At 69.4% G+C, this 22967-nt stretch carries 25 protein-coding genes; 12 read left to right on the plus strand and 13 right to left on the minus strand.

Features of this window, described 5'->3' with window-relative positions; translation table 11 throughout:
- Positions 1-78: 78 nt before the first annotated feature.
- The 3 genes from NO345_RS17595 to NO345_RS17605 all read right to left on the minus strand — a co-directional run bounded on the left by NO345_RS17595 (position 79) and on the right by NO345_RS17605 (position 2985).
- Entirely contained in the window at positions 79-2142 is a 2064-nt protein-coding gene (locus tag NO345_RS17595; protein WP_256301436.1) for a DUF7282 domain-containing protein, read from the minus strand.
- A gap of 203 nt (positions 2143-2345) precedes the next feature.
- The gene (locus NO345_RS17600) at positions 2346-2648 is read right to left on the minus strand and encodes a DUF8036 family membrane protein (protein ID WP_256301439.1); all 303 of its coding nucleotides are present in this window, start codon (positions 2646-2648) and stop codon (positions 2346-2348) included.
- 61 nt (positions 2649-2709) lie between these two features.
- Positions 2710-2985 carry an ArsR/SmtB family transcription factor gene (locus NO345_RS17605; protein ID WP_256301441.1) on the minus strand — a complete coding sequence of 92 codons (276 nt, stop codon included), beginning with the start codon at positions 2983-2985 and terminating at the stop codon, positions 2710-2712.
- A 133-nt stretch (positions 2986-3118) separates the two neighbouring features.
- Here NO345_RS17605 and NO345_RS17610 point away from each other — a divergent pair, with 133 nt between their 5' ends.
- Positions 3119-4279 carry a trans-sulfuration enzyme family protein gene (locus tag NO345_RS17610; RefSeq protein WP_256301443.1) on the plus strand — a complete coding sequence of 387 codons (1161 nt, stop codon included), beginning with the start codon at positions 3119-3121 and terminating at the stop codon, positions 4277-4279.
- A gap of 3 nt (positions 4280-4282) precedes the next feature.
- Positions 4283-5470, plus strand: coding sequence for a M20 family metallopeptidase (locus NO345_RS17615; protein ID WP_256301445.1), 1188 nt, complete (start codon positions 4283-4285; stop codon positions 5468-5470).
- A gap of 17 nt (positions 5471-5487) precedes the next feature.
- Here NO345_RS17615 and NO345_RS17620 read toward each other — a convergent pair whose 3' ends face one another.
- Together NO345_RS17620 and NO345_RS17625 are read right to left on the minus strand one after the other, a co-directional pair.
- Positions 5488-5772: a DUF357 domain-containing protein gene (locus tag NO345_RS17620; protein WP_256301447.1), complete on the minus strand. Its 285-nt coding sequence runs from the start codon at positions 5770-5772 to the stop codon at positions 5488-5490.
- A 1-nt stretch (position 5773) separates the two neighbouring features.
- Positions 5774-6121, minus strand: a complete 348-nt coding sequence (locus tag NO345_RS17625) for a winged helix-turn-helix transcriptional regulator (RefSeq protein ID WP_256301449.1) — start codon at positions 6119-6121, stop codon at positions 5774-5776.
- Between the two features lie 136 nt (positions 6122-6257).
- Between NO345_RS17625 and NO345_RS17630 the strand changes: the two genes are divergently transcribed.
- Positions 6258-6710 (plus strand): DoxX family protein, encoded by a 453-nt coding sequence (locus NO345_RS17630; RefSeq protein ID WP_256301450.1) that lies wholly within the window; start codon positions 6258-6260, stop codon positions 6708-6710.
- Between the two features lie 31 nt (positions 6711-6741).
- Here NO345_RS17630 and NO345_RS17635 read toward each other — a convergent pair whose 3' ends face one another.
- Positions 6742-7167 (minus strand): SRPBCC family protein, encoded by a 426-nt coding sequence (locus NO345_RS17635; RefSeq protein WP_256301452.1) that lies wholly within the window; start codon positions 7165-7167, stop codon positions 6742-6744.
- A 139-nt stretch (positions 7168-7306) separates the two neighbouring features.
- On the opposite strand from NO345_RS17635, the gene NO345_RS17640 reads away from it, so the two are divergent.
- Genes NO345_RS17640 through NO345_RS17650 form a run of 3 tightly spaced genes read left to right on the plus strand, consistent with a single transcriptional unit; the run spans position 7307 to position 11248 of the window.
- On the plus strand, positions 7307-8227 hold the full coding sequence (locus tag NO345_RS17640) for an ABC transporter ATP-binding protein (RefSeq protein ID WP_256301454.1): 921 nt from the start codon (positions 7307-7309) through the stop codon (positions 8225-8227).
- On the plus strand, positions 8224-10128 hold the full coding sequence (locus tag NO345_RS17645; protein ID WP_256301456.1) for an ABC transporter permease family protein: 1905 nt from the start codon (positions 8224-8226) through the stop codon (positions 10126-10128). Before NO345_RS17640 ends, NO345_RS17645 begins: the two co-directional genes overlap by 4 nt.
- Complete coding sequence (locus tag NO345_RS17650; protein ID WP_256301458.1) at positions 10118-11248, plus strand: ABC transporter permease; 1131 nt, start codon at positions 10118-10120, stop codon at positions 11246-11248. Before NO345_RS17645 ends, NO345_RS17650 begins: the two co-directional genes overlap by 11 nt.
- Here NO345_RS17650 and NO345_RS17655 read toward each other — a convergent pair.
- Positions 11245-11715 (minus strand): PKD domain-containing protein, encoded by a 471-nt coding sequence (locus NO345_RS17655; protein ID WP_256301460.1) that lies wholly within the window; start codon positions 11713-11715, stop codon positions 11245-11247. The genes NO345_RS17650 and NO345_RS17655 overlap by 4 nt on opposite strands.
- 72 nt (positions 11716-11787) lie before the next feature.
- Between NO345_RS17655 and NO345_RS17660 the strand changes: the two genes are divergently transcribed.
- Complete coding sequence (locus tag NO345_RS17660; RefSeq protein WP_256301462.1) at positions 11788-12762, plus strand: aldo/keto reductase; 975 nt, start codon at positions 11788-11790, stop codon at positions 12760-12762.
- Between the two features lie 69 nt (positions 12763-12831).
- On the plus strand, positions 12832-13179 hold the full coding sequence (locus NO345_RS17665) for a hypothetical protein (protein WP_256301464.1): 348 nt from the start codon (positions 12832-12834) through the stop codon (positions 13177-13179).
- A gap of 27 nt (positions 13180-13206) precedes the next feature.
- On the opposite strand, the gene NO345_RS17670 is transcribed toward NO345_RS17665, so the two are convergent.
- Entirely contained in the window at positions 13207-13710 is a 504-nt protein-coding gene (locus NO345_RS17670) for a macro domain-containing protein (RefSeq protein ID WP_256301466.1), read from the minus strand.
- A 101-nt stretch (positions 13711-13811) separates the two neighbouring features.
- Here NO345_RS17670 and NO345_RS17675 point away from each other — a divergent pair, with 101 nt between their 5' ends.
- Entirely contained in the window at positions 13812-13955 is a 144-nt protein-coding gene (locus NO345_RS17675; RefSeq protein WP_256301468.1) for a hypothetical protein, read from the plus strand.
- A gap of 66 nt (positions 13956-14021) precedes the next feature.
- Here the strand turns inward: NO345_RS17675 and dpsA are convergent, their stop codons facing one another.
- Positions 14022-14552: a DNA starvation/stationary phase protection protein DpsA gene (gene dpsA / locus NO345_RS17680; protein WP_256301470.1), complete on the minus strand. Its 531-nt coding sequence runs from the start codon at positions 14550-14552 to the stop codon at positions 14022-14024.
- Between the two features lie 194 nt (positions 14553-14746).
- On the opposite strand from dpsA, the gene NO345_RS17685 reads away from it, so the two are divergent.
- The gene (locus NO345_RS17685) at positions 14747-16174 is read left to right on the plus strand and encodes an aldehyde dehydrogenase family protein (protein ID WP_256301472.1); all 1428 of its coding nucleotides are present in this window, start codon (positions 14747-14749) and stop codon (positions 16172-16174) included.
- 90 nt (positions 16175-16264) lie between these two features.
- On the opposite strand, the gene NO345_RS17690 is transcribed toward NO345_RS17685, so the two are convergent.
- The 3 genes from NO345_RS17690 to dgoD are packed head-to-tail and all read right to left on the minus strand — an operon-like array spanning position 16265 to position 20135.
- A complete protein-coding gene (locus NO345_RS17690) occupies positions 16265-17575 on the minus strand; it encodes a hypothetical protein (RefSeq protein ID WP_256301473.1) in 1311 nt (436 codons plus the stop codon).
- 60 nt (positions 17576-17635) lie between these two features.
- Positions 17636-18928, minus strand: coding sequence for a hypothetical protein (locus tag NO345_RS17695; RefSeq protein ID WP_256301475.1), 1293 nt, complete (start codon positions 18926-18928; stop codon positions 17636-17638).
- 55 nt (positions 18929-18983) lie between these two features.
- Entirely contained in the window at positions 18984-20135 is a 1152-nt protein-coding gene (dgoD, locus tag NO345_RS17700; protein WP_256301477.1) for a galactonate dehydratase, read from the minus strand.
- A 73-nt stretch (positions 20136-20208) separates the two neighbouring features.
- On the opposite strand from dgoD, the gene NO345_RS17705 reads away from it, so the two are divergent.
- Positions 20209-20634, plus strand: coding sequence for a DUF7988 family protein (locus tag NO345_RS17705; protein ID WP_256301479.1), 426 nt, complete (start codon positions 20209-20211; stop codon positions 20632-20634).
- On the opposite strand, the gene NO345_RS17710 is transcribed toward NO345_RS17705, so the two are convergent.
- Positions 20635-21450 (minus strand): enoyl-CoA hydratase/isomerase family protein, encoded by an 816-nt coding sequence (locus NO345_RS17710; protein WP_256301481.1) that lies wholly within the window; start codon positions 21448-21450, stop codon positions 20635-20637.
- 117 nt (positions 21451-21567) lie between these two features.
- Here NO345_RS17710 and NO345_RS17715 point away from each other — a divergent pair, with 117 nt between their 5' ends.
- The gene (locus NO345_RS17715; protein ID WP_256301483.1) at positions 21568-22938 is read left to right on the plus strand and encodes an NAD(P)/FAD-dependent oxidoreductase; all 1371 of its coding nucleotides are present in this window, start codon (positions 21568-21570) and stop codon (positions 22936-22938) included.
- The last annotated feature ends 29 nt before the right edge of the window (positions 22939-22967 follow it).

Genomic DNA, 22967 nt, shown 5'->3' on the forward strand with positions numbered 1-22967 from the left:
ATTTCCGCGCTCAGCAGTGAAACCCTTAAATACTCCCGTGCCACTCGGTGACGTGGAAATATAAAAGAGTTCGCTTCCTCAGCGTCCGGTGCGCCGGCGCGCGAGGCCGGCCGCCGCGACGAGCGCGACGAGCGCCACGGCGATACCGAAGCCGGGCGAGCCGCCGTCGTCGGCGTCGCCGTCAGCGTCGGTGCCGTCCATCGCGGTCGTCTCCGCCATCATCGTCGTGCCGTCGGCCATCGCGGTCGTCTCGGTGGGCTGGTCGGTCTCGGTGGCGTCGTCCATCCCGGCGGTCACGGTCGCACTGGCCGTGTCGACCACCGCGCCACCGAAGTAGTTGTACGGGCCGTCGGCAGCACCCTCGCCCTCGGCGAAGGTGTACGTCTCGTCACCGTCGGAGTCCACGTGTGCCATCGGGACCAGCGTCGTGTCCTCCTCGAGCGGGGCGTCGAGCGCGATCTCGACGTCCTCGTGCGTGCCCGGAGCAAGGTAGGTGGAGGTGCCGCGGATGCTCTCGAAGACGGCACCCTCCGTCACCGTGGCGTCGTGGACCGTCACGAAGCCGCCGTCCTGCAGGGTGACCGAGTCGACGACGACCGTCGTGCCGTCGGTCTCCTGGTCGCTCATGTTGACGTACGCGCCGACCTGCACGCGGGCGGTGTCGACCACCGCGCCGCCGTCGTCCGTGTACGGGCCGTCCGCCTCGCCCTCGCTCTCGGCGAAGGAGTACGTCCCATCACCGTCGGAGTCCACGTGGGCCATCGGGACCAGCGTCCCCGTCGAGCGGATCGGCTGGTCGAGCGTGACCGTCACCGCCTCGTGGTGACCGGCTTCGAGGTACTCCGAGGTGCCGAGGACGCTCTCGAACACCGCACCCGCGAACAGCGAGCTGTCGTGAATGGTCACGAAGCCGCCCTCCGCGAGGTCGACGTCCTCGACGACGACCGTGCGGCCGTCGGAGGTCTGGTCGGCCATGGCGACGCTCGCGCCGAGCGTCACCGTCCCGGTGTCCACGACCGCACTCCCGTCTGCGGTGTACGGGCCGTCGGCACCGCCCTCGCTCTCCTCGAACGTGTACTCCATGTCACCGTCGGAGTCCATGTGCGCCATCGGGACCAGCGTCGTGTCCTCGGTGACCGGGTCCTCGAGGATGACCTCGACGTCCTCGTGCGTGCCAGGTGCCAGGTACGCGGAGGTGCCGCGGATGCTCTCGAAGACGGCACCCTCCGTCACGGTCGCGTCGTGGACCGTCACGAAACCGCCCTCGGGTAGGAACACCTCGTCCACGACGACGCGCTCGCCGCCGGTGGACTGGTTCGCGAAGCGCACGATCGCCTCGGTGCCGATGGTGACCGCGGCCGTGTCGACGACTGCGCTCCCGTTCGCCGTGAACGGGCCGTCTGCACCGCCCTCGCTATCCTCGAAGGTGTACGTCTCGTCACCGTCGCTGTCCACGTGGGCCATCGGGACCAGCGTCGTGTCCTCGGTCAGCGGTTCCTCGAGCGTCACGCGGACGTTCTCGTGGACGCCAGCCTCGAGGTACTGGGAGGTGCCGCGGATGCTCTCGAAGACAGCGCCGTCGGTCACGGTCGCGTCGTGGACCGTCACGAAGCCGCCCTCGCTCAGCTCGACGCGGTCGACGACGACGGTGTCGTTCGCGACCACGCCGTTGTCCATCGAGACCGTCGCGGAGACGGTGATCTCGGCCGTGTCGACCACGGCGCTGCCGTCAGCCGTGTACGGGCCGTCGGTCTCGCCGTTCGAGGCGACGAAGGAGTACGTGCGGTCGCCGTCGGTGTCACGGTGGGGCATCGCGACGAGCGTCGCGTCCTCGCTCACCGGGTCGTCCAGCGTGATGGTCACGTCCTCGTGAGTCCCCGCCTCGAGGTACTGGGACGTACCGAGGACGCTCCCGAACACGTTGCCCTCCGTGACGCTCGCGTCGTGGATGGTCACGAAGCCACCGTCCGCCAGCGTCACCTCGTCGACGGTCACCGTGTGGCCGCCGGAGGTCTGTGCTTCGAACGTCACCGAGGCGTGGTTCGACTCGGCCGTCGTGTCGGTGCCTGCCGCCGCCACACCCGCGACCGCGCTGGTGCAGAGTGCGACGACGACTATCAGTACTGTCAATCTGTCCCGCATACCACGACCGACGGCAACGTATTAAAAAGGGATTTTCCGAACTGCGGCCCGGCTCTCACCCAATTCCGTTCCATATGTCGCCGCTGTATCGTGGTTCTCTCCCCAGCCGACCCGGTCAGAACTGCCCGGGTCGACACGACACGCCAATAAAAAGGCTTCTGGTAACTATCCGGTCGTCTCGGCTCGCCGGGTATCCCGGGGGATCAGTCCCAGCTGACCCAGACGAGGAAGGCGAGGCCGAACGACTGGAGCCCGTGGATGATCATCTGCGCCCGCCAGACCACCGATACCTGGTCGTGCCACCAGCCCGACAGCGTCGGGTCCACGAGGTAGTAGTACAGCACGAGGGCGTTCTCCGCCAGCAGGAACACGGAGAATATGAGCAGGCCGAGCGTGTGCTTCGAGCGGAACTTCAGCCAGTTGCGACCCCAGATGTACCCGAGCACCAGCAGCAACAGCACGTTGACGCCGGTCGAAACCTTCGCCAGGTCCACCCAGATACTCATCTGTACCCACCTTCGGACAGTCCGATGAAATACTCTTTCCCAATTTCGGCCATAGTAGTGCTCACTCCACCTGTTCGATGATCTGCTCGACCGTGTCCCAGTGGTCACGCGCCTGTTCCGTCGGGAGGTACACCGCGCCGTACTCGTCGCCGCTGTTCTCCACGATGTCGTTCTCCAGCAGCACGTCGAGGTGGTGCCGGACCGTCTTGTAGTCCAGGTCCAGCTCCTCGGCGAGCCTGTTCGCGTTGCGCGGCCGCTCGTCGATGGCACGGAGGATACGGACCCGGTTCTCACCACCACGGGTCCCGGTCATCACGTACCAGAGAACGGCCTCCATCAGTACGACCCGTCACGGGCACCCCATGTAATTCCATCGCCAACGGCCGATGTGAACCACGCTCCGATGACCAGGCATCGGCAGACCCTGCAGCGGGGGACACGTATAAATCGGAAACCGTTGTGGGTGGCGTATGGACGACCGTCACTTCGAGACACGGGAAGTGCACTCACACGTCAGGAACGACCAGTACGGGGCGATGATGCCCCCGATCTACGCGAACGCGACGTACGAGTACGCGTCGCCGACCGAACAGCAGAGCGAGCACCGCTACTCGCGGATGTCCGCGCCGACCCGTGGCGCGCTCGAGGAGTCGTTCGCGATGCTGGAGGGTGGTGAGCACGCCTTCGCGTTCGCCAGCGGGATGGCCGCCATCGACGCGGTGTTCGCCTCGACGCTCTCGCCGGGCGACCACGTCGTCGCCGCCAAGAACCTCTACGCCGAGACGCACGACCTGCTCGCGGACGTCTACTCGGAGTACGGCATCGAGACGACGCACGTCCCGGTGAACGACGCCGACGCCATCGCCGAGGCCATCGGGCCGGACACCGAGCTGGTCTACTTCGAGACACCGACGAACCCGGTGCTCCGGGTCGGCGACATCGAGGCGGCCGCCGAGGCGGCCCACGAGCACGACGCGCTGCTCGCGAACGACAACACGTTCGCGTCGCCGTACCTCCAGCGTCCGCTCGAACTCGGGGCGGACATCGTCGTCGAGTCGCTGACGAAGTACCAGGGCGGGCACTCCGACGTGCTCGCCGGCGCGGTCGCCACGAACGACCAGAGCGTCGCCGAGGAGATCGAGTACACCCAGTACACCCGGGGTGCCATCCTGGGGCCGTTCGACTCCTTCCTCGTGCTGCGGGGGATGAAGACGCTCTCGACCCGGATGGACCGCCACTGCCGGAACGCCCGGGCCGTCGCGGAGTTCCTCGACGACCACCCCGGCGTCGACCCGGTGTACTACCCCGGGCTCGAGTCGCACCCGAACCACGAGGTCGCCGCCCGGCAGATGGCCGACTTCGGCGGGATGGTGGCGTTCGAGCTCGACGGCGACCGCGACACCGTCGCCGAGTTCGCGGCTGGGCTGGAGGTGTTCGCGCTCGCCGAGAGCCTCGGCGGCGTCGAGAGCCTCGTCGAGGTACCCGCGCTGATGACCCATCAGGACCTCTCGCCCGAGGAGCTCGCCGAGGCCGGCATCGACGAGGGCCTCGTCCGGTTGAGCGTCGGCATCGAGCACCACGAGGACCTCCTCGCCGACCTGGAACAGGCCCTCGACGCCGCGTTCGACTGAGCCATGGGCGAGCAGCCCGACACCGACGAGTTCCCGACCGACGTGGTCGCGCTCGCAGCCCGTCTCGTCCGCATCGCCTCGGAGAACCCGCCGGGGAACGAACGGCCCTGCGCCGAGTACGTCGTCGACTGGTTCACCGAACACGGCGTCGAGGCCGAGCTGGTCCCGACGCCCGGCACCGACCGTCCGAACGCGGTCGCGACCGTCGGCTCCGGCGGCCCGACGCTCGTGCTGAACGGCCACACCGACGTGGTGCCGGCTGACGACCCCGGCGACTGGGAACACGACCCGTTCGGCGGCGAGGTCGACGAGGGTCGGCTGTGGGGTCGCGGCAGCGCGGACATGAAGACCGGCCTCGCGCTGGCGATGGTCGTCGCCCGGAACCGCGCTGCCGAGCTGGCCGGGGGCGAGGACCTCCCCGGGACGCTCGTCGTCCACGCCGCCGCCGGCGAGGAGACCGGGCTGCCCGGGACCCGGACCCTCGTCGACGAGGGGTACGGCGGCGACTACGCCGTCGTCCTCGAACCGACCGAGTTCCGCGTCGCGACGAGCGCGAAGGGCGTCGTCACCTACCGGGTCGGCGTCCACGGCGAGTCGACCCACGCGAGCAACCCCGACGAGGGGACGAACGCCATCGCGCAGGCCCGTGCCCTGATGGACCGCATCGACGAGTACGACGCGCGACTCCGCGAACGCAGCGACCCACTCGTCGGGAAGGCGTACGCGAACGTCACCGCCTTCGAGGCCGGCACCGGCTCGAACATGGCCGTCGTCCCCGCCCGTGCCGAGTTCCTGCTCGACCGCCGCATCCTCCCCGAGGAGTCCATCGAGGACGTGGACCGCGAGGTCGACGACCTGCTGGCCGCCGCCGAACGTGCGGACGGCGTCGTCACCGACCGGGAGACGGTCCAGCACTACGGCTCGGCGGGCATCGAACCGGACCACCCGCTCGCCGAACTCGTCCGCGCTCGAACCGGCGACCTCGCACCGGCCGAGCCGTGGGGGATGGCCGCGGCGACCGACGCCCGGGAGTTCGTCGCCGACGGCGTCCCGGCGGTCGTCTGGGGGCCGGGCTCGCTCTCGGAGGCCCACACCGTCGACGAGTCGATTCCGGTCGCCGACGCGGAGCGGGCGCTGCCGCTGCTCGAGGGAATCGTCCACGACGTGCTCTCGGGCGAACTCGAGAAGTAGGGACGGGAACGGGGTCCTCAGACCGTGAACAGGTGGCCCTCGCGGGGGACGTCGAACAGCCCGACCCGCGCCCCCGCGTCGAGCCACGCATGACCGTATGAGAACGCAGCCAGCGCGTTCACGAGGTCGTCGTTCTCGCGGAAGTGCTCGCCGTCGTCGAGGTACGACGCCGCCATCTCCAGACAGTCGAGTGCGGCCACGCCCATCGGCGTGTCCTCGGGTGCCGAGACGGTCACCTCCTCGATGGCATCGGCGAGCAGGTCGTGGTAGCGGTCGGTCTTCTCCTCGAGGTCCGCCGCCATCTCAGAGCCAGTCGGTGGCCCAGTCCTCGATCTCGTCGAAGACGGGACAGAGCGACTCGCCCTTGTCGGTGAGGCTGTAGTAGGAGGCGATGGGCGCGTCGGCCTCGACGCGACGCTCCACGAAGCCGAGGTCGGCGAGGTCGTCGAGCACGCGCGAGAGGGTCCGCGAGCTCGCGCCGGTGGAGCGCTTCAGCTCGTTGAACCGCTTCTCCTCGCCGCGCAGGTCGTGGAGGACGACGAGCCGCCACTGGGAACCGATCTGTTCGAGCGACCGGACGACGGGACACGCGCCCTCGTTCTTCTCCGCGGCGACGTTCTTCTCGGCGGATTCGAGTGCTTCCGATGACATCGGTGTTATCTGGTTGTTCAATTGTCCGCTGAAGTATATATAGGTTCGGAATCGAACCAGGTAACGTAATGAAACCAGATTGCAGTTCGCTACTCGCATCGACCCGGACGACCCAGAACCGCACGGAGGAGCGCCAATGACGCTCGAGATCACCGGTACCGCGGCCGTCGTCTTCCTCGTCGGGCGGGTGCTCGTCGGGGGCGTCGTCGCGTTCATGGGCCTGAACCACTTCATGAACGCCGAGGACATGGCGGGCTACGCCGGGATGAAGGGCGTCCCCGCGCCGGGGCTCATGGTCCCGTTCACCGGCGGGATGCTCCTGTTCGGCGGGCTCTCCATCGCGCTGGGGTTCTACCCGGCCATCGGCGCGGGGGCCATCGCCGTCTTCCTCGTCGTGACCACGCCGCTGATGCACGACTTCTGGGCGATGGACGACCCCGAACAGCAGCAGAACGAGATGACGGCGTTCCTGAAGAACGTCGTCATGCTGGGTGCGGCGCTCGCCTTCCTCGTGCTCGCAGGCACGGGCTGGGAGTACAGCATCGCGACCGGTGAGCTCGCGGCTGCCGCCGTCGCGCCGCTGTTCTGAGGAGCACTGGCAGCCGGTTATCGCGGGAGAGTCAGCGCTCGTCCGCGAGCAGGATCGCCTCGATCTTCTTCAGCGCGCGTCGGCAGACCGGCACGTAGCCCGCCGCGAGCGGTGGGACCTCGAAGACGACACGACAGCGGTTCTCACCGATCGGCTCGACGCGGTGGCCCGTCGCCGGAACACGCGCCACGTCCCACGTCCAGCGGCCGTCCCCGCAGGTCGTTATCTCGTAGGGGACCCACACTGCGCCGAGGACGTTCACGCTGCCGTGACTCCCCGCCGAGATGAACCGCGTCGGTGCGTCCACGTCCCGGACGGTCGGCCCCCACTCGGGCCAGCGCCACGTATCCGTCAGCAGTTCCCACGCGCGGCGGTGGTCGACGGGAACCTCGCGGGCGACCTCGATGCGGCCGCCGTCGGGGGTCGAGCCGAGCCGGACCGTCGTTCCCTCGGACACGCCCGACACTGGGGTTCCGGCCCCGATAAGCGTACCGTCGGGGGTGCTGTCGACGGCTCCGTCCCCGGATCGTGTCAACGGAAACGATAGACGGGGCCGGTATCTTCAAATCTCACGGGTTCTTGGCAGGTGACAACGGATGATCACGGTCGAGGACCTCCGCAAAGAGTACGACGGGTTCGTCGCGGTCGACGGCAGCACGTTCTCGGTGGGCCGTGGCGAGGTCTTCGGTGTGGTCGGGCCGAACGGGGCCGGCAAGACGACGACGCTCAAGACGCTCGCGGGGCTCGTCGAACCGACGAGCGGGACCGTCTCGGTCGCGGGACTCGCGGCCGACGACCCCGAGATGCGACGGAACCTCGGCTTCCTCCCCGAGGAGTCGCCGCTGTACGAGGAGATGACGGCGACCGCCTACCTCGAGTTCTTCGCGGACCTCTACGACGTTCCGGGCGACGTGGCCGGCGAGCGCATCACGGAGGCACTCGACCGGCTCGACCTCGAACATCGCGAGCGCCGCATCGGCGACATGTCGAAGGGGATGAAGCGGAAGGTCGCCATCGCCCGGTCGCTCGTCAACGACCCCGACGTGCTCATCTACGACGAGCCCGCGTCGGGCCTGGACCCGCTGACGACGAACTACATCATCGAGTTCACCGAACAGCTCGCCGAACAGGGCAAGACCATCGTCTTCTCGGCGCACAACCTCTACCACGTCGAGAGCATCTGCGACCGCGTCATCGTGATGAACCACGGCGAGATCATCGCACGGGGCACGCTGGACGAGATCCGCCGCGAGCACGGCTCGACGTCGTACCACGTCTACACCGACGTGGCACTCGACGGCTCGGAGCCGGCCGGCGACGAGCGCTACGAGTCGGTGGTCGGCGACATGGACGCCGTCGAGGCGCTGCGGTCGCAGGCCGGTGCACGCGGGGGCTCGGTCGTCGACATCCAGACCCGCGACCCGAGCCTGGAGGACATCTTCCTCGACATCGCCGACGAGACCCCGGAGCAGGCGAGCGAGGGCGAGCGCGAGCGGACCGTGGAGGCGGAGACGTGACGCGGGGCTCGCGCCTCACCGCAGTCACCTCACGTCTCCGCTCGCTCCCGTCCCGACTCCGCGACGGCTGGCCGCCGCTCTCGCCGCGCAAGACCCTCCGAATCGCCCGCTGGGAGGTCGAGAAGAGCGCCGGCACCGTCGACCGGCGGACCGCGGCCGTCGCCATCCTCCTGCTCGTCGTGGGTGGACTCGCCGCGCCGGTCGTCATCGCCCAGGGACCCGGCCTCGACGACGGCATCTACCGTGTCGGGGTCGAACCCGGAAACCCGTACTACGACGTCGTCCAGGAGAGCTCGCAGTTCGCGGCCAGACCGGACCACGCCTCCGCCGCCGCGTTGAACAACGGCGAGATCGACGTTCTCGTGACCGAACGCGGCCCGCCCATCCCCCGCTCGACGCGGAAGGGCCGGGCCGCCTACGCCGAGTTCCGGTCGGCGGTGGTCGAGTACAACGACGGCCAGATGCGGCTGGACGACAACCAGAGCGCCGCCTTCCCCGTGGTCGTCGACGTGAGCTACGAGTCCCGCGGTGGAACGACGTTCGGGTCCGGCGGCGAGGCGGGCACCGACGCCGGCACGGACGAAACCAGCGACGGCGGGACCGGCACCAGCACGGGCAGCGGCGACGACGACGACGATGCCGGAAGCGGTGGGGGTGGCACGGATGGAGGCTCCGACTCCGGCGGCGACGACGGCATCGCGGCCCCGAACCTCGGCGGCAGTGGCGGCTTCGGCAGCGGCACCAGCTCGGGCGACCCGAGCAGCATCAGCCCGCCGTTCCCGTTCAGCTCGCTCGTGCTCGCGTTCCTGTTCATCGTCCCGATGAACTTCGTCATCCAGGCGTACGGCAGCACCATCATCAACGAGCGCATCAACCGCCGTGGCGAGCTGCTGCTCGTCGCTCCCGTCTCCCGTCGGGACATCATCGCCGGGAAGACGCTGCCGTACTTCCTCGGACTGCTCGCCGTGACGGTCGGTATCGCCTGGGCCATCGGCGGTGGCCCGGCATCCGTCGGCGCGGTCGTCCCCATCGCGCTGCTGTTCCTCTCGTCGACGTTCGTCGGCGGGATGTTCGCCCGGTCGTTCAAGGAGCTCACGTTCGTCACCATCGCGGTGTCGGTGTTCCTCACCTCCTACGTGTTCGTCCCGGCCATCTTCACCGACGTGACGCCCATCGCGCTCATCTCGCCGCTGACCGTCGTCGTGATGGACCTGCAGGGCCAGTCCATCGGTCTCGGCGAGTTCGCGTTCGCGACGCTGCCGTTCCTGCTCACGTCGCTCGTGCTGTTCACCATCGGCGCGGGCACCTACCGCGAGGAGGACATGTTCAGCCAGCGCGCGGTCCACCGGAAGGCGCTCGACGCCATCGCGACGCGGGTCCGGAGCGTCTCGTCGGTGCTCCTCGTGACGATGCTGTTGCTCCCGTTCGTCTTCCTCGCGGAGTTGCTCGCCATCGCGCTGGTGTTCATCCTCCCGCGCTCGGTCTCGATCCCCGCGCTGTTCCTCACCGTCGCGCTCATCGAGGAGTTCGCGAAGAGTATCCACGTCTACGCGGGCTTCGAGTACGCCCGGTTCGAACGCTCGAAGAGGACAGCGGTCGTCCTCGGTATCGCGAGCGGCGTCGGGTTCTTCCTCGCCGAGAAGCTGACGCTGCTCGTCCAGCTCGTCCAGCTCCAGACGCTCCCCGAGGGACAGAGCGCGTTCCCGGACGCGGCGGTCGGCGGCGTCGACCCGCTGCTCGCGCTCGGGTTACTGGCGCTCCCGCTGCTGCTGCACACCGTGACGGCGACCATCTCGGCGCTCGGTGCACAGCGGTCGCGACGGGCGTACGTCGGGGCGTTCTGCGTCGCCGTCGTCGTCCACCTGCTGTACAACCTGGGGGTGTCCGGCCTTGTCGCGTGACGGCCCGCCGACCCACCACGTGGGCGACGACGGCGATGAGACCGGTGGTGGCGGGGGCCGTCGCGCCTCCATCCGCGCCCGGCTCGCCATCGCGAAGCGGGAGGTCGCGTCGCTCCGCTCCGAGAAGACCATCGTGCTCGCGCTGTGCATCCAGCTGTTCGTGGCGTCGTTCTCCTCGTTCCTCGTCGTCGGGCTCGTCTCGCTCTACGACCCGGGGAGCGTCGAGGGCTACACGCTCCAGATGGCCGTCGGCGGCAACGCCTCCGACGAGGTCATCGAGGTCGTCGGGAACGACGACAGCATCGAGGTCGTCCAGTACGAGTCCGCGGAGGGTGCCCGCGAGGGGTTCCGGAACTGGCGCGTCGACGCCGTGATGGTCGCGACACACACCGGCAACGGGACGGTGGCGGTCCAGGCCACGGTGCCCGACGAGAACCTGCGTACGACGGTCATCATCGTCCAGGTGCGCGAGACGCTGCAGGCGATGGAGGAGAACCTCCGACAGGAGTACCGGACCAGCCTCGACCGCGAGGTGCTCGACGTGCCGCCCAAGCAGGGCTCCAGTCCGTACTTCGGGTTCACCTACACCGTGCTGGTGCCGCTGCTGCTGTTCCTGCCCGTCTTCATCTCCGGGTCCATCGCGGTCGACTCGCTGACCGAGGAGAGCCAGCGCGGGACGCTGGAGCTGCTCCGCGTGGCTCCCGTCACGCTGGGCGACATCGTCGACGCGAAGCTGCTCGCGACGGCGACACTCGCACCCGTGCAGGCGGCGCTCTGGCTCGGGCTGCTCTGGTTCAACGGCACCGGTATCTCGAACCCCCTCGTCCTCGTCGGGCTCGTCGGTGCGCTGGCCGTACTCGTCGTCTCCGTCGGTATCGGCATCGCCCTCGCAGCGGCGGACCGTCGGCAGGCGCAGTTCCTCTACTCGACGGGCGTGCTCGGGGCCATCACGGTCGCCGGTCTGCTGCCCGAGCATCCCGCGAACACGGTCGCCCGGCTGGCCATCGGCAGCCCCGGCGAGTGGACGTGGGCGTTCGCCGTGGTCTACGCCTGTCTGGGCATCCTGGCCTACCTCGCGGTCCGGCTCGGCGTCCAGTTCATCGACCCAGAAGGCCTCTAGATGTTCCGGTAGAACCAGGGGAGGACCTTGAAGTAGAGCGCGACGACGAGGCCCATGAAGCCGACTGAGATCCCGAGCATCCCGAGTGCCGGCAGTGCCTGCGAGTCACCCTTCCCCGAGGTGTACCGGAACACCTCGTAGTCGAGCGTCCGCGTCGTCGTCCCGGTTCCGTCGGTGACCGCGACGGTCACCGTCACGTTGCCCTCCTGCTGGAACCGGTAGCTCGCCTGTCGCGTCTCCGCGGTCGAACCGTCGGGGAACGTCCACTCCACCGAGACCTCGCCGCTCGCGTTCCGCACGGCCACCTCGAACGTCGACGTGGCGTTGTAGACGGCCCGGTCCGGCCCCGAGACGGTGACGTTCGGGCCCTCGTCGGTTGTCTGTGCGGGCGTGTCAGCGACGGCGAGGCCGGCCGAACAGAGCAGGAGAACGGACAGTGCGAGGAGGGTATTCCGATATGCCGACATGTGTCGTGGTGCTCCCACCCCGAAAATAAGCGTTCCGCTCACGTTTTTGGCCCCCCGGCCCGTGGGGCCGCCATGGAGTACACTACTCTCGGCGACACCGGACTGGAGGTCAGTCGCATCTGCCTCGGCTGCATGAGCTTCGGCGACCCCGACTGGCGCGGCTGGGTCCTCGACGAGGACGACGGAAAGGAGCTGGTCGACCGCGCGCTCGACCTCGGCATCAACTTCTTCGACACCGCGAACATGTACTCGAAGGGCGAGTCCGAGCGCATCCTCGGCGAGGCACTCGACGGGCAGCGCGACGAGGCCGTCGTCGCCACGAAGGGCTACTTCCAGATGGACGAGGACGACCCGAACTCCGGTGGACTCTCCCGGAAGGCCATCGAGCAGGAGCTACAGAACAGCCTCGACCGGCTGGGGATGGACACCGTGGACCTCTACCAGATCCACCGATGGGACGACGACACACCGATCGAGACGACGCTGCGCGCGCTCGACGACGCGGTACGGCGCGGGCAGGTCCGCTACATCGGCGGGTCGTCGATGTGGGCCCACCAGTTCGCCGAGTCCCTGTACACGGCAGACCGCCTCGGCACGGAGCGGTTCGTCACCATGCAGAACCACTACAACCTGCTCTACCGCGAGGAGGAACGGGAGATGCTCCCGCTCTGTGCGAAGGAGAACGTCGGCGTCATACCCTGGTCGCCGCTGGCACGGGGCTACCTCGCACGGCCGCACGAGGAGTACGACGCGACGGCCCGCGGCGAGCGCGACGAGCACGCCCGCGGCCACCCCTACTTCGAGGGCGGCGGCCGGGAGATCAACGAGCGCGTGCAGGAACTCGCCGCCGAGCACGGCGTGACGATGGCCCAGATCGGCCTCGCGTGGCTGTTCTCGAAGGACGTCGTCGACGCACCCATCGTCGGCACGACCAGCATCGAGCACCTGGAGCAGGCCGTCGAGGCGCTCGACGTGGACCTCAGCCACAGCGACGTCGCGTGGCTGGAGGAGCCCTACGAGCCGGTCCGCGTCTCGGGCCACGAGTGACGGCACCGTCGGAACGCCAGGGGCCGAACCGGGAGCTACTTGCACCGGCCGACCGAACCGACCGACGACATGGCTGACCGAACCCCCATCGACCGACTCGTGGAGAACCGGTTCCTCGTCCTGGGAGTCGGCCTCTGGGCGGTGTCCGTCGTCGTCGCGGTGCTGCTGGGGGACCCGCCGGCGGTCGCCGCCGGCTACCTGTTCCTCCCGGCGGTCCTCGTCGCCTGGGGCGCGTACGTCCTCGCGGACGGCGTCGGTGTCTCCACCCGAGCGGTGGGTGGGCTCCTGCTCCTCGTCGGCGGACTCGGCGAGTACGGGCTCTACTTCTGGCGTGGTCCGAACGCCGACCTGCTCGGGCTCACGGGGGTCTGGCTCCTCGGGCTCCTCCTCGTCGTGGTCGCCGAGCGACGCGGGTAGGTCCGGGTCGGGGGCGCGGGCCGGCGGTCAGTCGAACTCGCTCGCGACCGCCCGCACCGTCGCGTACTCGTCGTCGCTGTAGGCGATGAACCGGACGTCCTGCAGATGTTCGGGCTCGAAGGCGTCGAGCTCCCCGCAGATGAGCCGTGCCCCCTCGCGCAGGTCGAAGCCGGCGACGCCACAGCCGAGCGCCGGAATCACGAGCGACTCGCAGCCGCGCCCGTCGGCGGCCGCCAGCGCGTTCCGCGTCGCGTCGCGGATGCTCCGCTCGGTCGCCTTGCCGTCGCCGTAGTGGGGCATCGCGGCGGCGTGGACGACGCAGTCGGCGTCGAGGTCGAACGCGTCAGTGACCGCGACCTCGCCGAGGTCGACCGGTCCCTTCGCCATCGCGGCCTCGTTGATGTCGCCGCCCGCACCCCGGCGGAGCGCGCCGGCGACGCCCGACCCCATCCGGAGGCTCGTACCGGCGGCGTTCACGAGTGCGTCGGCGGACTGTGCGGCGATGTCGCCCTGGACGACGGTGAACTGCATGGCTCTGTCCGGGGGTACGGCTGCCGAGCACCTCAACGTGGGGGACCGTCGTTTAGGCGAACCAAAACCATTATTGCTTTAGGCCCGCCTAATCACGAGTGATGAGTCAAACGTCGCGTGGGGAATCCACCGAAGAAACCGTCGTCAGGGCGAACGAGACCGCGCCAGGGAGGGTCGTCTTCTCCCAGGACGACAACACCGACGCCTGGATCGCAACGGATCTGACGGTCGACGTTCGGCGATAACGGACGGGACCGGCCACCTCGACGGCCGATACGTCCGGTGCTACTGCTTCGGCGAGTCGCCCGGTCCTACTGCTTCAGCGAGTCGTCTTCGAGATAGTGCTCCAGGTGGTGGACGTTCTCCTCGAGTCCGGTGAGCTCCTCGCGGAGGATGTGCGCCGTCGCGTGGTCGCCGAGGTTCTGGGCGACCTCGACGTGCTCCCGCATCGTCTCGATGATGTCGCCGCCCATCTCCAGGTCGTTCTCCAGCGAGGTACGGATGTCGTAGACGTCCTCGTCCTCGGGCTCGACGGGCGAGCGCTCCGCGAGGGCCGCCATCCCGGCGACGGGGACGCCCCCGAGCGCCTGGAGTCGCTCGGCCTGCTCGTCGGCCGCCGCCTCCAGCTCCTCGGCGAAATCGCCGAGGAAGATGTGGAGGTCGCGGAACTCCGCCCCCTCGACGTTCCAGTGGTGCTTGCGGATCTGGTGGTAGAACGTGTACGTCGCGGCCAGGTCCGTGTTCAGCGCGTCGATTATCTGCTCCGCCTTCTCGACGTCGAGCCGTAGTGAACTCTCCTCGACTGTACCCGCCTCCTGAAGGACCGTCTTCTGGGTGCTCATTGCAGCCGTATCTTCGTCCGCCACCCACTTAAAAGCTCACACCAATCAAATAATTCTTTGGCTATCCTAAACTCTGTTTGTCTCTCGCGGACCAATTAGTGTTCATCACCCAACTCCGTATTCTTTACTCCCACTCCGTCGCTCTTTATTCACCCATGAGTAAATTTTTGTGCTCCGGCTCCGTTGCAGTGAGTATGGCTACCAGAACCGCACAGCGAAAGGAACGGTTGCTCGTCGACGGCGAGTGGGTCGACGGCGCGGAGGTCATCCCGGTGACGGACCTCGCCGACGGCGGCCACTTCGCGGAGGTCGTCGCGGCCACGCCCGAGCAGGCCGAGGAGGCACTCGCCGCCGCCCAGCGCGCGGAGGCGACGATGCGCGAGACGACCATCGTCCAGCGCGGCGAGTGGTGCGAGGAGATCGCGGACCGGCTGGAGGCCCGGACCGAGGAGGTCGCGGAGGTCATCGTCCGCGAGGCAGGCAAGCCCATCGGGAGCGCCCGCGGCGAGGTCGGCAGCGCCGCCGAGCGCTTCCGCCGCGCCGCCGAGGAGATCCGCCACATCAAGGGCCAGTTCCGCGAGGGCACCACCAGCGGCCACGAGGGCTGGGAGGCCGTCGTGAAGCACGAGCCCATCGGCACCGTCCTCTGCATCACGCCGTACAACTACCCGCTCGCGACGACCGCACTCCAGGTCGCACCCGCGCTCGCCGCCGGCAACAGCATCGTGCTCAAGCCCGCGACGAAGACGCCCGTCAGCGCGGCCATCCTCGCCGACGTGATGCGCGACGTGGTCCCCGACGGAGCCATCAACCTCGTCACCGGCCGCGGCTCCGACATCGGCGACGTGCTCGCCGGCGACGACCGCGTCAACGCCATCGCGATGACCGGCTCCTCGGGCGCGGGCAAGCACGTCGCCTACGAGTCCGGGATGGTCAACCTGCACATGGAGCTCGGCGGGAACGCTCCGGAACTCGTGTTCCCCGACGCCGACCTCGACGAGGCCGCCGCGGCCGCCGCGAAGGGCTCGCTCAAGTACGCCGGCCAGCGCTGCTCGGCCGTCTCCCGCGTGCTCGCCCACGGTGAGATCCACGACGACCTCGTCGCCCGCATCGACGACGCGATGGACGACTGGACGCAGGGCGACCTGTTCGACGAGGACACCGACCTCGGCCCGCTCATCTCCGAGGACCAGGCTGACTGGGTCGAGGAGCTCGTCGACGACGCCCTCGAGAAGGGTGCGACGCTCGTCCGCGGCGGCGGCCGCGACGGCCTCACCTACGAGCCGACGCTGCTCGCCGACGTGCCCCACGACGCCCGCATCCTGCAGGAAGAGCAGTTCGGCCCGGTCTGTGCGGTCACCTCGGTCGCCGACGAGGACGAAGCCGTCGACATCGCCAACGGCGGCGACCTCGCGCTCGACGCCTGCGTGTTCACCGCCGACTACGACCGCGCGATGCGGCTGGCCGACGTGGTCGACGCCGGTGCGGTCCGCATCAACGGTGCCCCGAGCCACGGCCTCGGCGACATCCCGTTCGGCGGCAACCGCGACTCCGGCATCGGCCGCGAGGGCATCGACGCCTCCATCCACGCGTTCATGCGGAAGAAGAGCATCGTGCTCTGAGCCGGCTCCCGCCGCTGTTCTTCGAGCCGCCGACCGTCCCGTGTCCGTCATCCGCGCCAGAGCCCGCTACAGCGGCCGCCACCCTCCGCCCTACGGCAGCCCGAACTCCACGATCACCTGGGCGGCGTCGCCGTCGGGGCTGGTCCAGACGATGTGCAGCACGGAGCCCTGTTCCACCCCGCTCACGTCGACCGTGATGCCGTCGCCGGCAGTGAGTTCGTCGTACTCGTCGGTGAACTGTGTCGGCGTCGGTCGACCCTCGACGTCGACAGTGAGCAGGTCCGCCCGGGCAGCCTCGCCGCCGGCGTGGGCGATGGTGACCGTTCCGGCATCGGCGTCGTACTCGAAGTCGAAACTGACCTGCGGGGCCGTCGGCTGCGAGCCCGAGTCCGTGCTCCCGCCGAAGGGGTCGAACGAGTCGGTGGGGACCGTCCCGGTCGTGACGGTGACCTCGCCCTCGGTGGTCCCCTCGAACCCGCCGTAGCGGTCCGGCGTGACGGACGCGATGGCGTCGGCCAGTTCGCCGGCCGTCCGGTCCACGCCGTCCCCGTACGCCGCGGCGACCGAGAACGTCGTCTCCGACGGCGACAGCTCCCAGGCGTAGAGGAACCGGGACGCCTCACGGAGTGCCGGCGGAGCGTCGCTCGCCAGCGGTGGATCGAGGACGCGCATGTCGCTCCCGCTCGTCCGGTCGTAGAGTGCGGGGACCGTGTCGCTGCTGGCGATCAACCCCTCGCCGTCGCCGGCGCGCCGGTCCAGCACCGTCTCGACGCGGTCCCGTCCGCCCGGACCGAAGCCCCGGACGAGGACGCCATCGACGGCGGCGACGGTCTCGCGACGGCGGTCGGCGGTCCCGGGACCAGCGCCTCCCTCAGTCGTCGTTGCCGTGGCGTCGGACCGTTCGTACAGCGTGACGCCGTCGTACTCCCCCGTCGCGGAGAACCGGGTCGGCCCCAGTGCGGCGGCCAACTCCGACTCCGACAGGCTCGTCCGGACGAGGAGGAGCTGGTCGCCGTACAGCCGGACGGACTCCTCCCAGCGGGTCGCACCGACGAGGGTCGGGCCCTCCGCCGTGGCGAGCGTGCCGGCGAAGTTCTCGAAGGCGTTCCGCGGGAGCGAGTCACGGTGTGCCCAGAGGGCGGCGAGGTCGGCGTCGTACAGCGTCGCCGTCTCGCTGTCGAGCGCCGCCGGCTCCGGAATCCACGACCGGAAGCCCCGGTCCACGGTCTCGGTCGCGGTCCCGGTGGACGGGTCCGCCGTCGTCGTGTCCGTGGTGGAGTCGCTCCCGGTCGTCGACCCGCCCGTGGGGGTCTCTGTGTCGTCCAGACAGCCGGCGACCGAGAGCGCGGCGGTCGTCGAGCCGATGCTCGCGAGTAGCTGTCGTCTGGAGGGCGTTCGCATGACGGACATGTTCGAAATCGGACCGAAAATAGCTGTCGACGTCGCGTCGCGGTTCGACCGTCAGGGGACCTGTGTCTGGGCGAGGATGGCCCCGTTCTGTCCGTCGGTCCAGACGACGAGGACCTGGGTTCCGCTCTCGACCCCCGAGACGTCGACCGTGAGGCTGTCGCCGGCGCTGACCTCCTCGTACTCGTCCGCGAACTGGCTCTCGGCCTGGCTGTCGCCGACGCGCACGCCGAGGGCCGACGCCTGGACGGTGTCGCCGCCCTCGTGGGTGACCGTCATCGTCCCGTCGCCGAACTCGAAGGCGAACTGGACCCGCGGTGCCTCGGAACCCGACGACTCCCCGGGCGTCCCGGGCGAGAGCAGGTCGAACTCGTCCGTCGCGATGGTACCGGTGACGAGGACGAGGTCACCCTCGGCCGAGCCCTCGATTCCGTCGTAGTCACCGAAGCCCGACTGTTCGCCGAAGTACGAGGCGACGGCCGCGGGGTCCCCGGACTCACCGTCGGCGTAGGCGACGGCGAGCGTGAGGTCGCTGTCGTCTGCACCGAACTCCCAGCCGTAGCCGAGCGCGGTCGCGCCGTCGAGCGAGGGGTCTCCCGCGGGTGTGTCGTCGCCGCGCCCGGAGGCGACGAGGAGGTCGCTGTCGCCGATCCCGTCGACGATAGCTGCGACCGCCTCGTCCTCGTCGAGTGCACGTGCCACCTCGCCGGACCGGGCGTCGAGCACGGCTGAGACCGTCCCCGACGCGTTCTCGCCGAAGGCCTGGACGACGACTGAACCGACGACCGCCGTCGTCGTCTGGCTCCCGTTGAGCGTGCCCTCGTACAGCGTGGCGTCGCCCTCGGGTCCGCTCTCGGAGAGACCGGCCTCGGTGAGCGCACTCCCCAGTTCGTCGGCACCCATCGACGTCTGGAGGAGAACCGTCGCCGCAGAGGCGACCTGGACGGTCCGGACGCGGTCCTCGGCGGGGACGATGCTGGCCAGGTTCGGTCCCATGAGGGTCTGGGCGATCTGGTCGTACGTCCCCTGGTAGAAGTCGTCGGTTCGCTCGCCGATGGCCTCGAAGTCCGCGTCGTACAGGACCGTCGCGGGGATCTCGAACTCGAAGGCGTCCGACGCGGGCACCCAGCGACGGAGCTGGTCGACGTCGACAGCCTCGCCGGTTCCGGTGGTGTCACCGTTCCCGGTCGTCGGCTCGTCCGTTGCGTTCCCATCGGTCGTCGGGGCCGTCGTCCCGGTCGGTGTGCTGTCGCCGTCGCCGGAGTTGGACGAACAGCCGGCGATGGAGAACGATGCCGCGGCCGCACCAGTCGCGGCGAGGAGACGCCGTCTGGAGGGTCGGTTCATACTCTACGGTTCGCTACCGGACGTAAAGGCCTTCTGACCTCTCAGAGTGGACGGGTCACCACTCGGCGACGCTGCCGTCGGCCCGCCGCCAGATCGGGTTGTGCCAGTCGGGCTCCCGGCTCGCGTCCGCGAGCGCGTCCTCGTCGATGCCGACGCCGAGTCCGGGACCGTCGGGCACCGCGACGAAGCCGTCCTCGTAGTCGAACACCGACGGGTCGGCCACGTAGTCGAGCACGTCCGCGTCCTCGTTGTAGTGGATGTCGAGGCTCTGCTCCTGGATGAGCGCGTTCGATGCCACGGCGTCGACCTGCAGACAGGACGCGAGCGCGACCGGGCCGAGCGGGCAGTGCGGCGCGAGCGATGCGTCGTACGTCGCGGCGAGGTCGGCGATGCGCTTGCACTCCGTGATGCCGCCGGCGTGCGAGAGGTCCGGCTGGACGACGTCGACCGCGCCCGCCTCGAGCAGGGGCCGGAAGTCGGTCCGGTGGTAGCACCGCTCACCCACCGCGATGGGCACCGAGGTCCGCTCGGCGATGCGCGGGAGAGCGTCGGCGGCGTGCTCGGGGAGGACCGGCTCCTCGACGAAGAACGGGTCGTGCGGTTCGAGCGTCTCGACGAGTCGTTTCGCCATCGCGACCGTCGCCCGGCCGTGGAGGTCCACGCCGACGTCGACGTTCGGTCCGACGGCCTCGCGGACGGCCGCGAGTCGGTCCGCCGCGGCCGTGACCGTCGCTGGGCTGTCGATGCGCTCCAGCTCCGGCGTGGCGTTCATCTTCAGCGCGGTGAACCCGGCGTCGACCTGCTCGCGCGCGGCCTCGGCCACGCCCTCGGGTCGGTCGCCGCCGACCCACTGGTACACCCGGACGCGGTCCCTGACCGGGCCACCCAGCAGTTCGTGGACCGCCGCGCCGAAGTGCTTCCCACGGATGTCCCAGAGCGCCTGGTCGATGCCGGCGAGTGCGGAGGAGAGCACCGGCCCGCCACGGTAGAAGCCACCGCGGTAGAGCCGCTCCCAGTGGTCAGCGACGGGCAGCGGGTCCTCCCCGAGCAGGTAGTCCTCGACCAGTTCCTCGACGGCGGCCCGGACCGTGTGGGCTCGCCCCTCGACGACCGGCTCCCCCCAGCCGACGGTGCCGTCGCTGGTCTCCAGTTTCAGGAACAGCCAGCGGGGCGGGACCGGATACAGCTCGTAGTCGACGAGTTCCATCGGTTCGGGCCTCGCACCGGGTGCACTTGGACGTACCGTTGCGGTTTTGCCCGCCCCAGTTGAACCGCCGAGCGTGACACCCGACGCCGCCCGGCGTGCACGCGACCACGTCATCCACGAACACGCGGCCCTCGTCACCCGCATCGGGGACTGTGCTGACCGCGTCGCCGCGACGTGGGAGACGCCGCCGACCGACCGCGTGGCCGTCGTCGAGCCGCTCCGGGCGACCCTCGCCGAGACGGGCGCACTCGACGGACTCCCGGACCTGCTCGCCGACGCGGTCGAGGCGGCGGGCGACGAACTGCAGGCATGTCCCGTCGCCGCACCCCCGTACGTCGCCGTCACGAGCGTCGGGCCGGTCTGCCGGGCGACGGTCGCGGACGGCCGGCTCGTCGTCACGTTCGAGCTGTTCGAGCTGGATCGGTCGGGGGACGAAGCGGCGTACCGGCGTCGCGACTGTCCGCCGGCGGAGAGCGTCAGGGTCGAACTTCGCGGCTGACTATCGGCCCTCGAACTCCGGCTCCCCGTCGCCGAAGAACGCCTCGTAGCCCGTCGCGTAGTCCGCACTGCTGGAGAGTCGAGTGATGGTGTCCTTCTCGGCCGCGAGCTGTGCGGGCAGGTCGCGGTCCTCGCTGCGAGCGAGGAGGCGCTTGATGTTCGCGTAGGCTCTCGTCGGGCCGTCCGCGAACTGCTTCGCAACCTCGTCGACACGGGCCTCGAACTCGTCGGCCGGAACGGCTTCCGTCGCGAGACCCTCGGCGGCGGCCTCCTCGGCGGAGATGGGCTCGTCGAGGAGCGCGAACTCGCGGGCGCGCCGGTAGCCGAGCAGTCGTGGGAGGAACCAGGTCGAGCCGCCGTCACCCGACAGCCCGATGCGGGTGTAGGTGAACTCGAACCGCGCGTCCTCGTGGGCGAGCACCACGTCGGCGGCGAGTGCGAGGCCGAGCCCGCCGCCGGCAGCGACGCCCGCTACGGCGGTCACGGTCGGTTTCTTCGCGGTGGCGAGCGTCTCGACGGCCTTGTGCAGCGGCGTCGCCACGGAATCGAGGCGCTTCCTGTCCGAGGCGTCGCCCTCGAACGAGCCGAGGTCCGCGCCCGAGCAGAACGCCGGCCCGTTGCCGCCGAGGACGAGACAGCGAACGGCGTCGTCCTCGGCGAGTTCGACGACCGCCGCGCGGAGGTCCCGCGCCGTCGCCGCGTCGAGGGAGTTGTACGCGTCCGGTCGGTCCAGCGTGACGCGGCCGACGCCGTCGTCGCGCTCGAGGGTCACGTTGCCGGACTCCGTGGCTCGGATGTCGTCGGAATCGTCTGTCATGCTCGGACCTGGGTGTGGCTCCGTGAAAAATCCGCCGAGCAGGCCCCCGCCGGTCGGTGACCGCCGTTCGGCGGCGGTTCAGGGGGTTTAATACGCCGCCATGAAACCAGTCTGGGTATGGAACACGTGGACGTGGCTATCGTCGGCGGCGGTCCAGCGGGGACCAGCGCCGCCATCGAGGCGGCATACCACGGTGCCGACACCGTGGTGCTGGAGAAGGGCGTCCCCCGCGCCGACCGCGAGGGGCTCGGCCCTGACTCGACGGACGCCGCCGGGATGCTCGACTACTGGATCGACATCATGGACCTCGACGTCTCCGAGCTGCCCGAGGGCGTCGTCCTGCAGGAGTTAGACGGCGTGGACTTCGTCGGGCCTGCGACGACCACCCACATGAGCAGCACGGGTATCGACTCGTCCTACGACCGGTTCGGCTTCACGTTCCAGCGCGCCCGGATGGACGACTGGCTCCGCGAGCGCGCCGAGGACGAGGGCGCGCAGTACCACGTCGGCGTCTCGGTGCGGGGCGTCGACTCGGACCTCGACGAGGAGTACCGCCACACGGTCCACCTCGCCGACGGCGAGGACGTGGCGGCGCGCTACCTCGTGCTCGCCGACGGCCCGCAGCGCACCGTCACCATCCCGACGCTCGACCAGTTCCTCCCCGGGGACCGCAGCGTCGCCGACGTGATGGCATCGACGAAGGCCAACCACATCGCCTACCAGGAGCACCGCCGGGTGCCCGAGGCGGTGTTCGAGGAGAACAACCTCAAGTTCTGGTGGGGGTGGATGCCCGGCGAGACGGCGTACCCGTGGATCTTCCCGAACGACGAAAACATCGCCCGCATCGGGCTCACGATGCCCATCGGGATGACGCTGGACGACGTCGAGAACCCCGAGGCGTACCGCCTGCTCGAACCCGAGGACGAGAGCCTCCCCCGCGCCGGCGAGTACATCCGCCGGCTGCTGGAGATCGAGTACGGCGACGAGTACGACATCGAGGCGGACTTCCCGCTCGTCGAGGACCGCGGCAAGTCCGGCGGCACCGAGACGTACCCCATCTCCTCCACCCGGCCCATCGACTCGCCCGTGGAGGCCGGCGTCGCCGTCGCCGGCGGCGCGATGGGCACAACCTCCGCGTTCCACGAGGGCGGCTACCACGTCGCCGCACGGTCGGGCAAGCTCGCCGGCCGCCTCGCCGCGGTCGACTCGCTGCACCGCTACAACGACGTCTGGAAGAACATCATCGGCGAGGAGCTCGTCCGCAACATCTCGTTCGCGGACATCGTCAAGTCCTACGAGCCGGACGACTGGGACCGCACGTTCGGCATCGCGAACAGGCTCATGTCCGAATCCGCCCACGAGCTCATCGAGACCAACTTCTCCGGCGGCCTCGCCGGTCTGAAGCTCGTCTACCAGTACAAGAAGCGAAAGCGGAACTTCCTGAAGAACGGCTACGTCCAGATCCGCGAGGACGAGTACACCGTCTGAACGGGCGACCCGCAAGACCTTACCGCGTC

Source organism: Haloarchaeobius salinus (assembly GCF_024464185.1).
Classification (GTDB): Archaea; Halobacteriota; Halobacteria; order Halobacteriales; family Natrialbaceae; genus Haloarchaeobius; species Haloarchaeobius salinus.

What these genes read in the sequence shown, in the direction of transcription:
- NO345_RS17595 (WP_256301436.1), bottom strand. Translation starts at nt 2,142, where the DNA reads ATGCGGGACAGATTGACAGTACTGATAGTCGTCGTCGCACTCTGCACC.
- NO345_RS17600 (WP_256301439.1), bottom strand. Translation starts at nt 2,648, where the DNA reads ATGAGTATCTGGGTGGACCTGGCGAAGGTTTCGACCGGCGTCAACGTG.
- NO345_RS17605 (WP_256301441.1), bottom strand. Translation starts at nt 2,985, where the DNA reads ATGGAGGCCGTTCTCTGGTACGTGATGACCGGGACCCGTGGTGGTGAG.
- NO345_RS17610 (WP_256301443.1), top strand. Translation starts at nt 3,119, where the DNA reads ATGGACGACCGTCACTTCGAGACACGGGAAGTGCACTCACACGTCAGG.
- NO345_RS17615 (WP_256301445.1), top strand. Translation starts at nt 4,283, where the DNA reads ATGGGCGAGCAGCCCGACACCGACGAGTTCCCGACCGACGTGGTCGCG.
- NO345_RS17620 (WP_256301447.1), bottom strand. Translation starts at nt 5,772, where the DNA reads ATGGCGGCGGACCTCGAGGAGAAGACCGACCGCTACCACGACCTGCTC.
- NO345_RS17625 (WP_256301449.1), bottom strand. Translation starts at nt 6,121, where the DNA reads ATGTCATCGGAAGCACTCGAATCCGCCGAGAAGAACGTCGCCGCGGAG.
- NO345_RS17630 (WP_256301450.1), top strand. Translation starts at nt 6,258, where the DNA reads ATGACGCTCGAGATCACCGGTACCGCGGCCGTCGTCTTCCTCGTCGGG.
- NO345_RS17640 (WP_256301454.1), top strand. Translation starts at nt 7,307, where the DNA reads ATGATCACGGTCGAGGACCTCCGCAAAGAGTACGACGGGTTCGTCGCG.
- NO345_RS17655 (WP_256301460.1), bottom strand. Translation starts at nt 11,715, where the DNA reads ATGTCGGCATATCGGAATACCCTCCTCGCACTGTCCGTTCTCCTGCTC.
- NO345_RS17660 (WP_256301462.1), top strand. Translation starts at nt 11,788, where the DNA reads ATGGAGTACACTACTCTCGGCGACACCGGACTGGAGGTCAGTCGCATC.
- NO345_RS17665 (WP_256301464.1), top strand. Translation starts at nt 12,832, where the DNA reads ATGGCTGACCGAACCCCCATCGACCGACTCGTGGAGAACCGGTTCCTC.
- NO345_RS17670 (WP_256301466.1), bottom strand. Translation starts at nt 13,710, where the DNA reads ATGCAGTTCACCGTCGTCCAGGGCGACATCGCCGCACAGTCCGCCGAC.
- NO345_RS17675 (WP_256301468.1), top strand. Translation starts at nt 13,812, where the DNA reads ATGAGTCAAACGTCGCGTGGGGAATCCACCGAAGAAACCGTCGTCAGG.
- dpsA (WP_256301470.1), bottom strand. Translation starts at nt 14,552, where the DNA reads ATGAGCACCCAGAAGACGGTCCTTCAGGAGGCGGGTACAGTCGAGGAG.
- NO345_RS17685 (WP_256301472.1), top strand. Translation starts at nt 14,747, where the DNA reads ATGGCTACCAGAACCGCACAGCGAAAGGAACGGTTGCTCGTCGACGGC.
- NO345_RS17690 (WP_256301473.1), bottom strand. Translation starts at nt 17,575, where the DNA reads ATGCGAACGCCCTCCAGACGACAGCTACTCGCGAGCATCGGCTCGACG.
- NO345_RS17695 (WP_256301475.1), bottom strand. Translation starts at nt 18,928, where the DNA reads ATGAACCGACCCTCCAGACGGCGTCTCCTCGCCGCGACTGGTGCGGCC.
- dgoD (WP_256301477.1), bottom strand. Translation starts at nt 20,135, where the DNA reads ATGGAACTCGTCGACTACGAGCTGTATCCGGTCCCGCCCCGCTGGCTG.
- NO345_RS17710 (WP_256301481.1), bottom strand. Translation starts at nt 21,450, where the DNA reads ATGACAGACGATTCCGACGACATCCGAGCCACGGAGTCCGGCAACGTG.
- NO345_RS17715 (WP_256301483.1), top strand. Translation starts at nt 21,568, where the DNA reads ATGGAACACGTGGACGTGGCTATCGTCGGCGGCGGTCCAGCGGGGACC.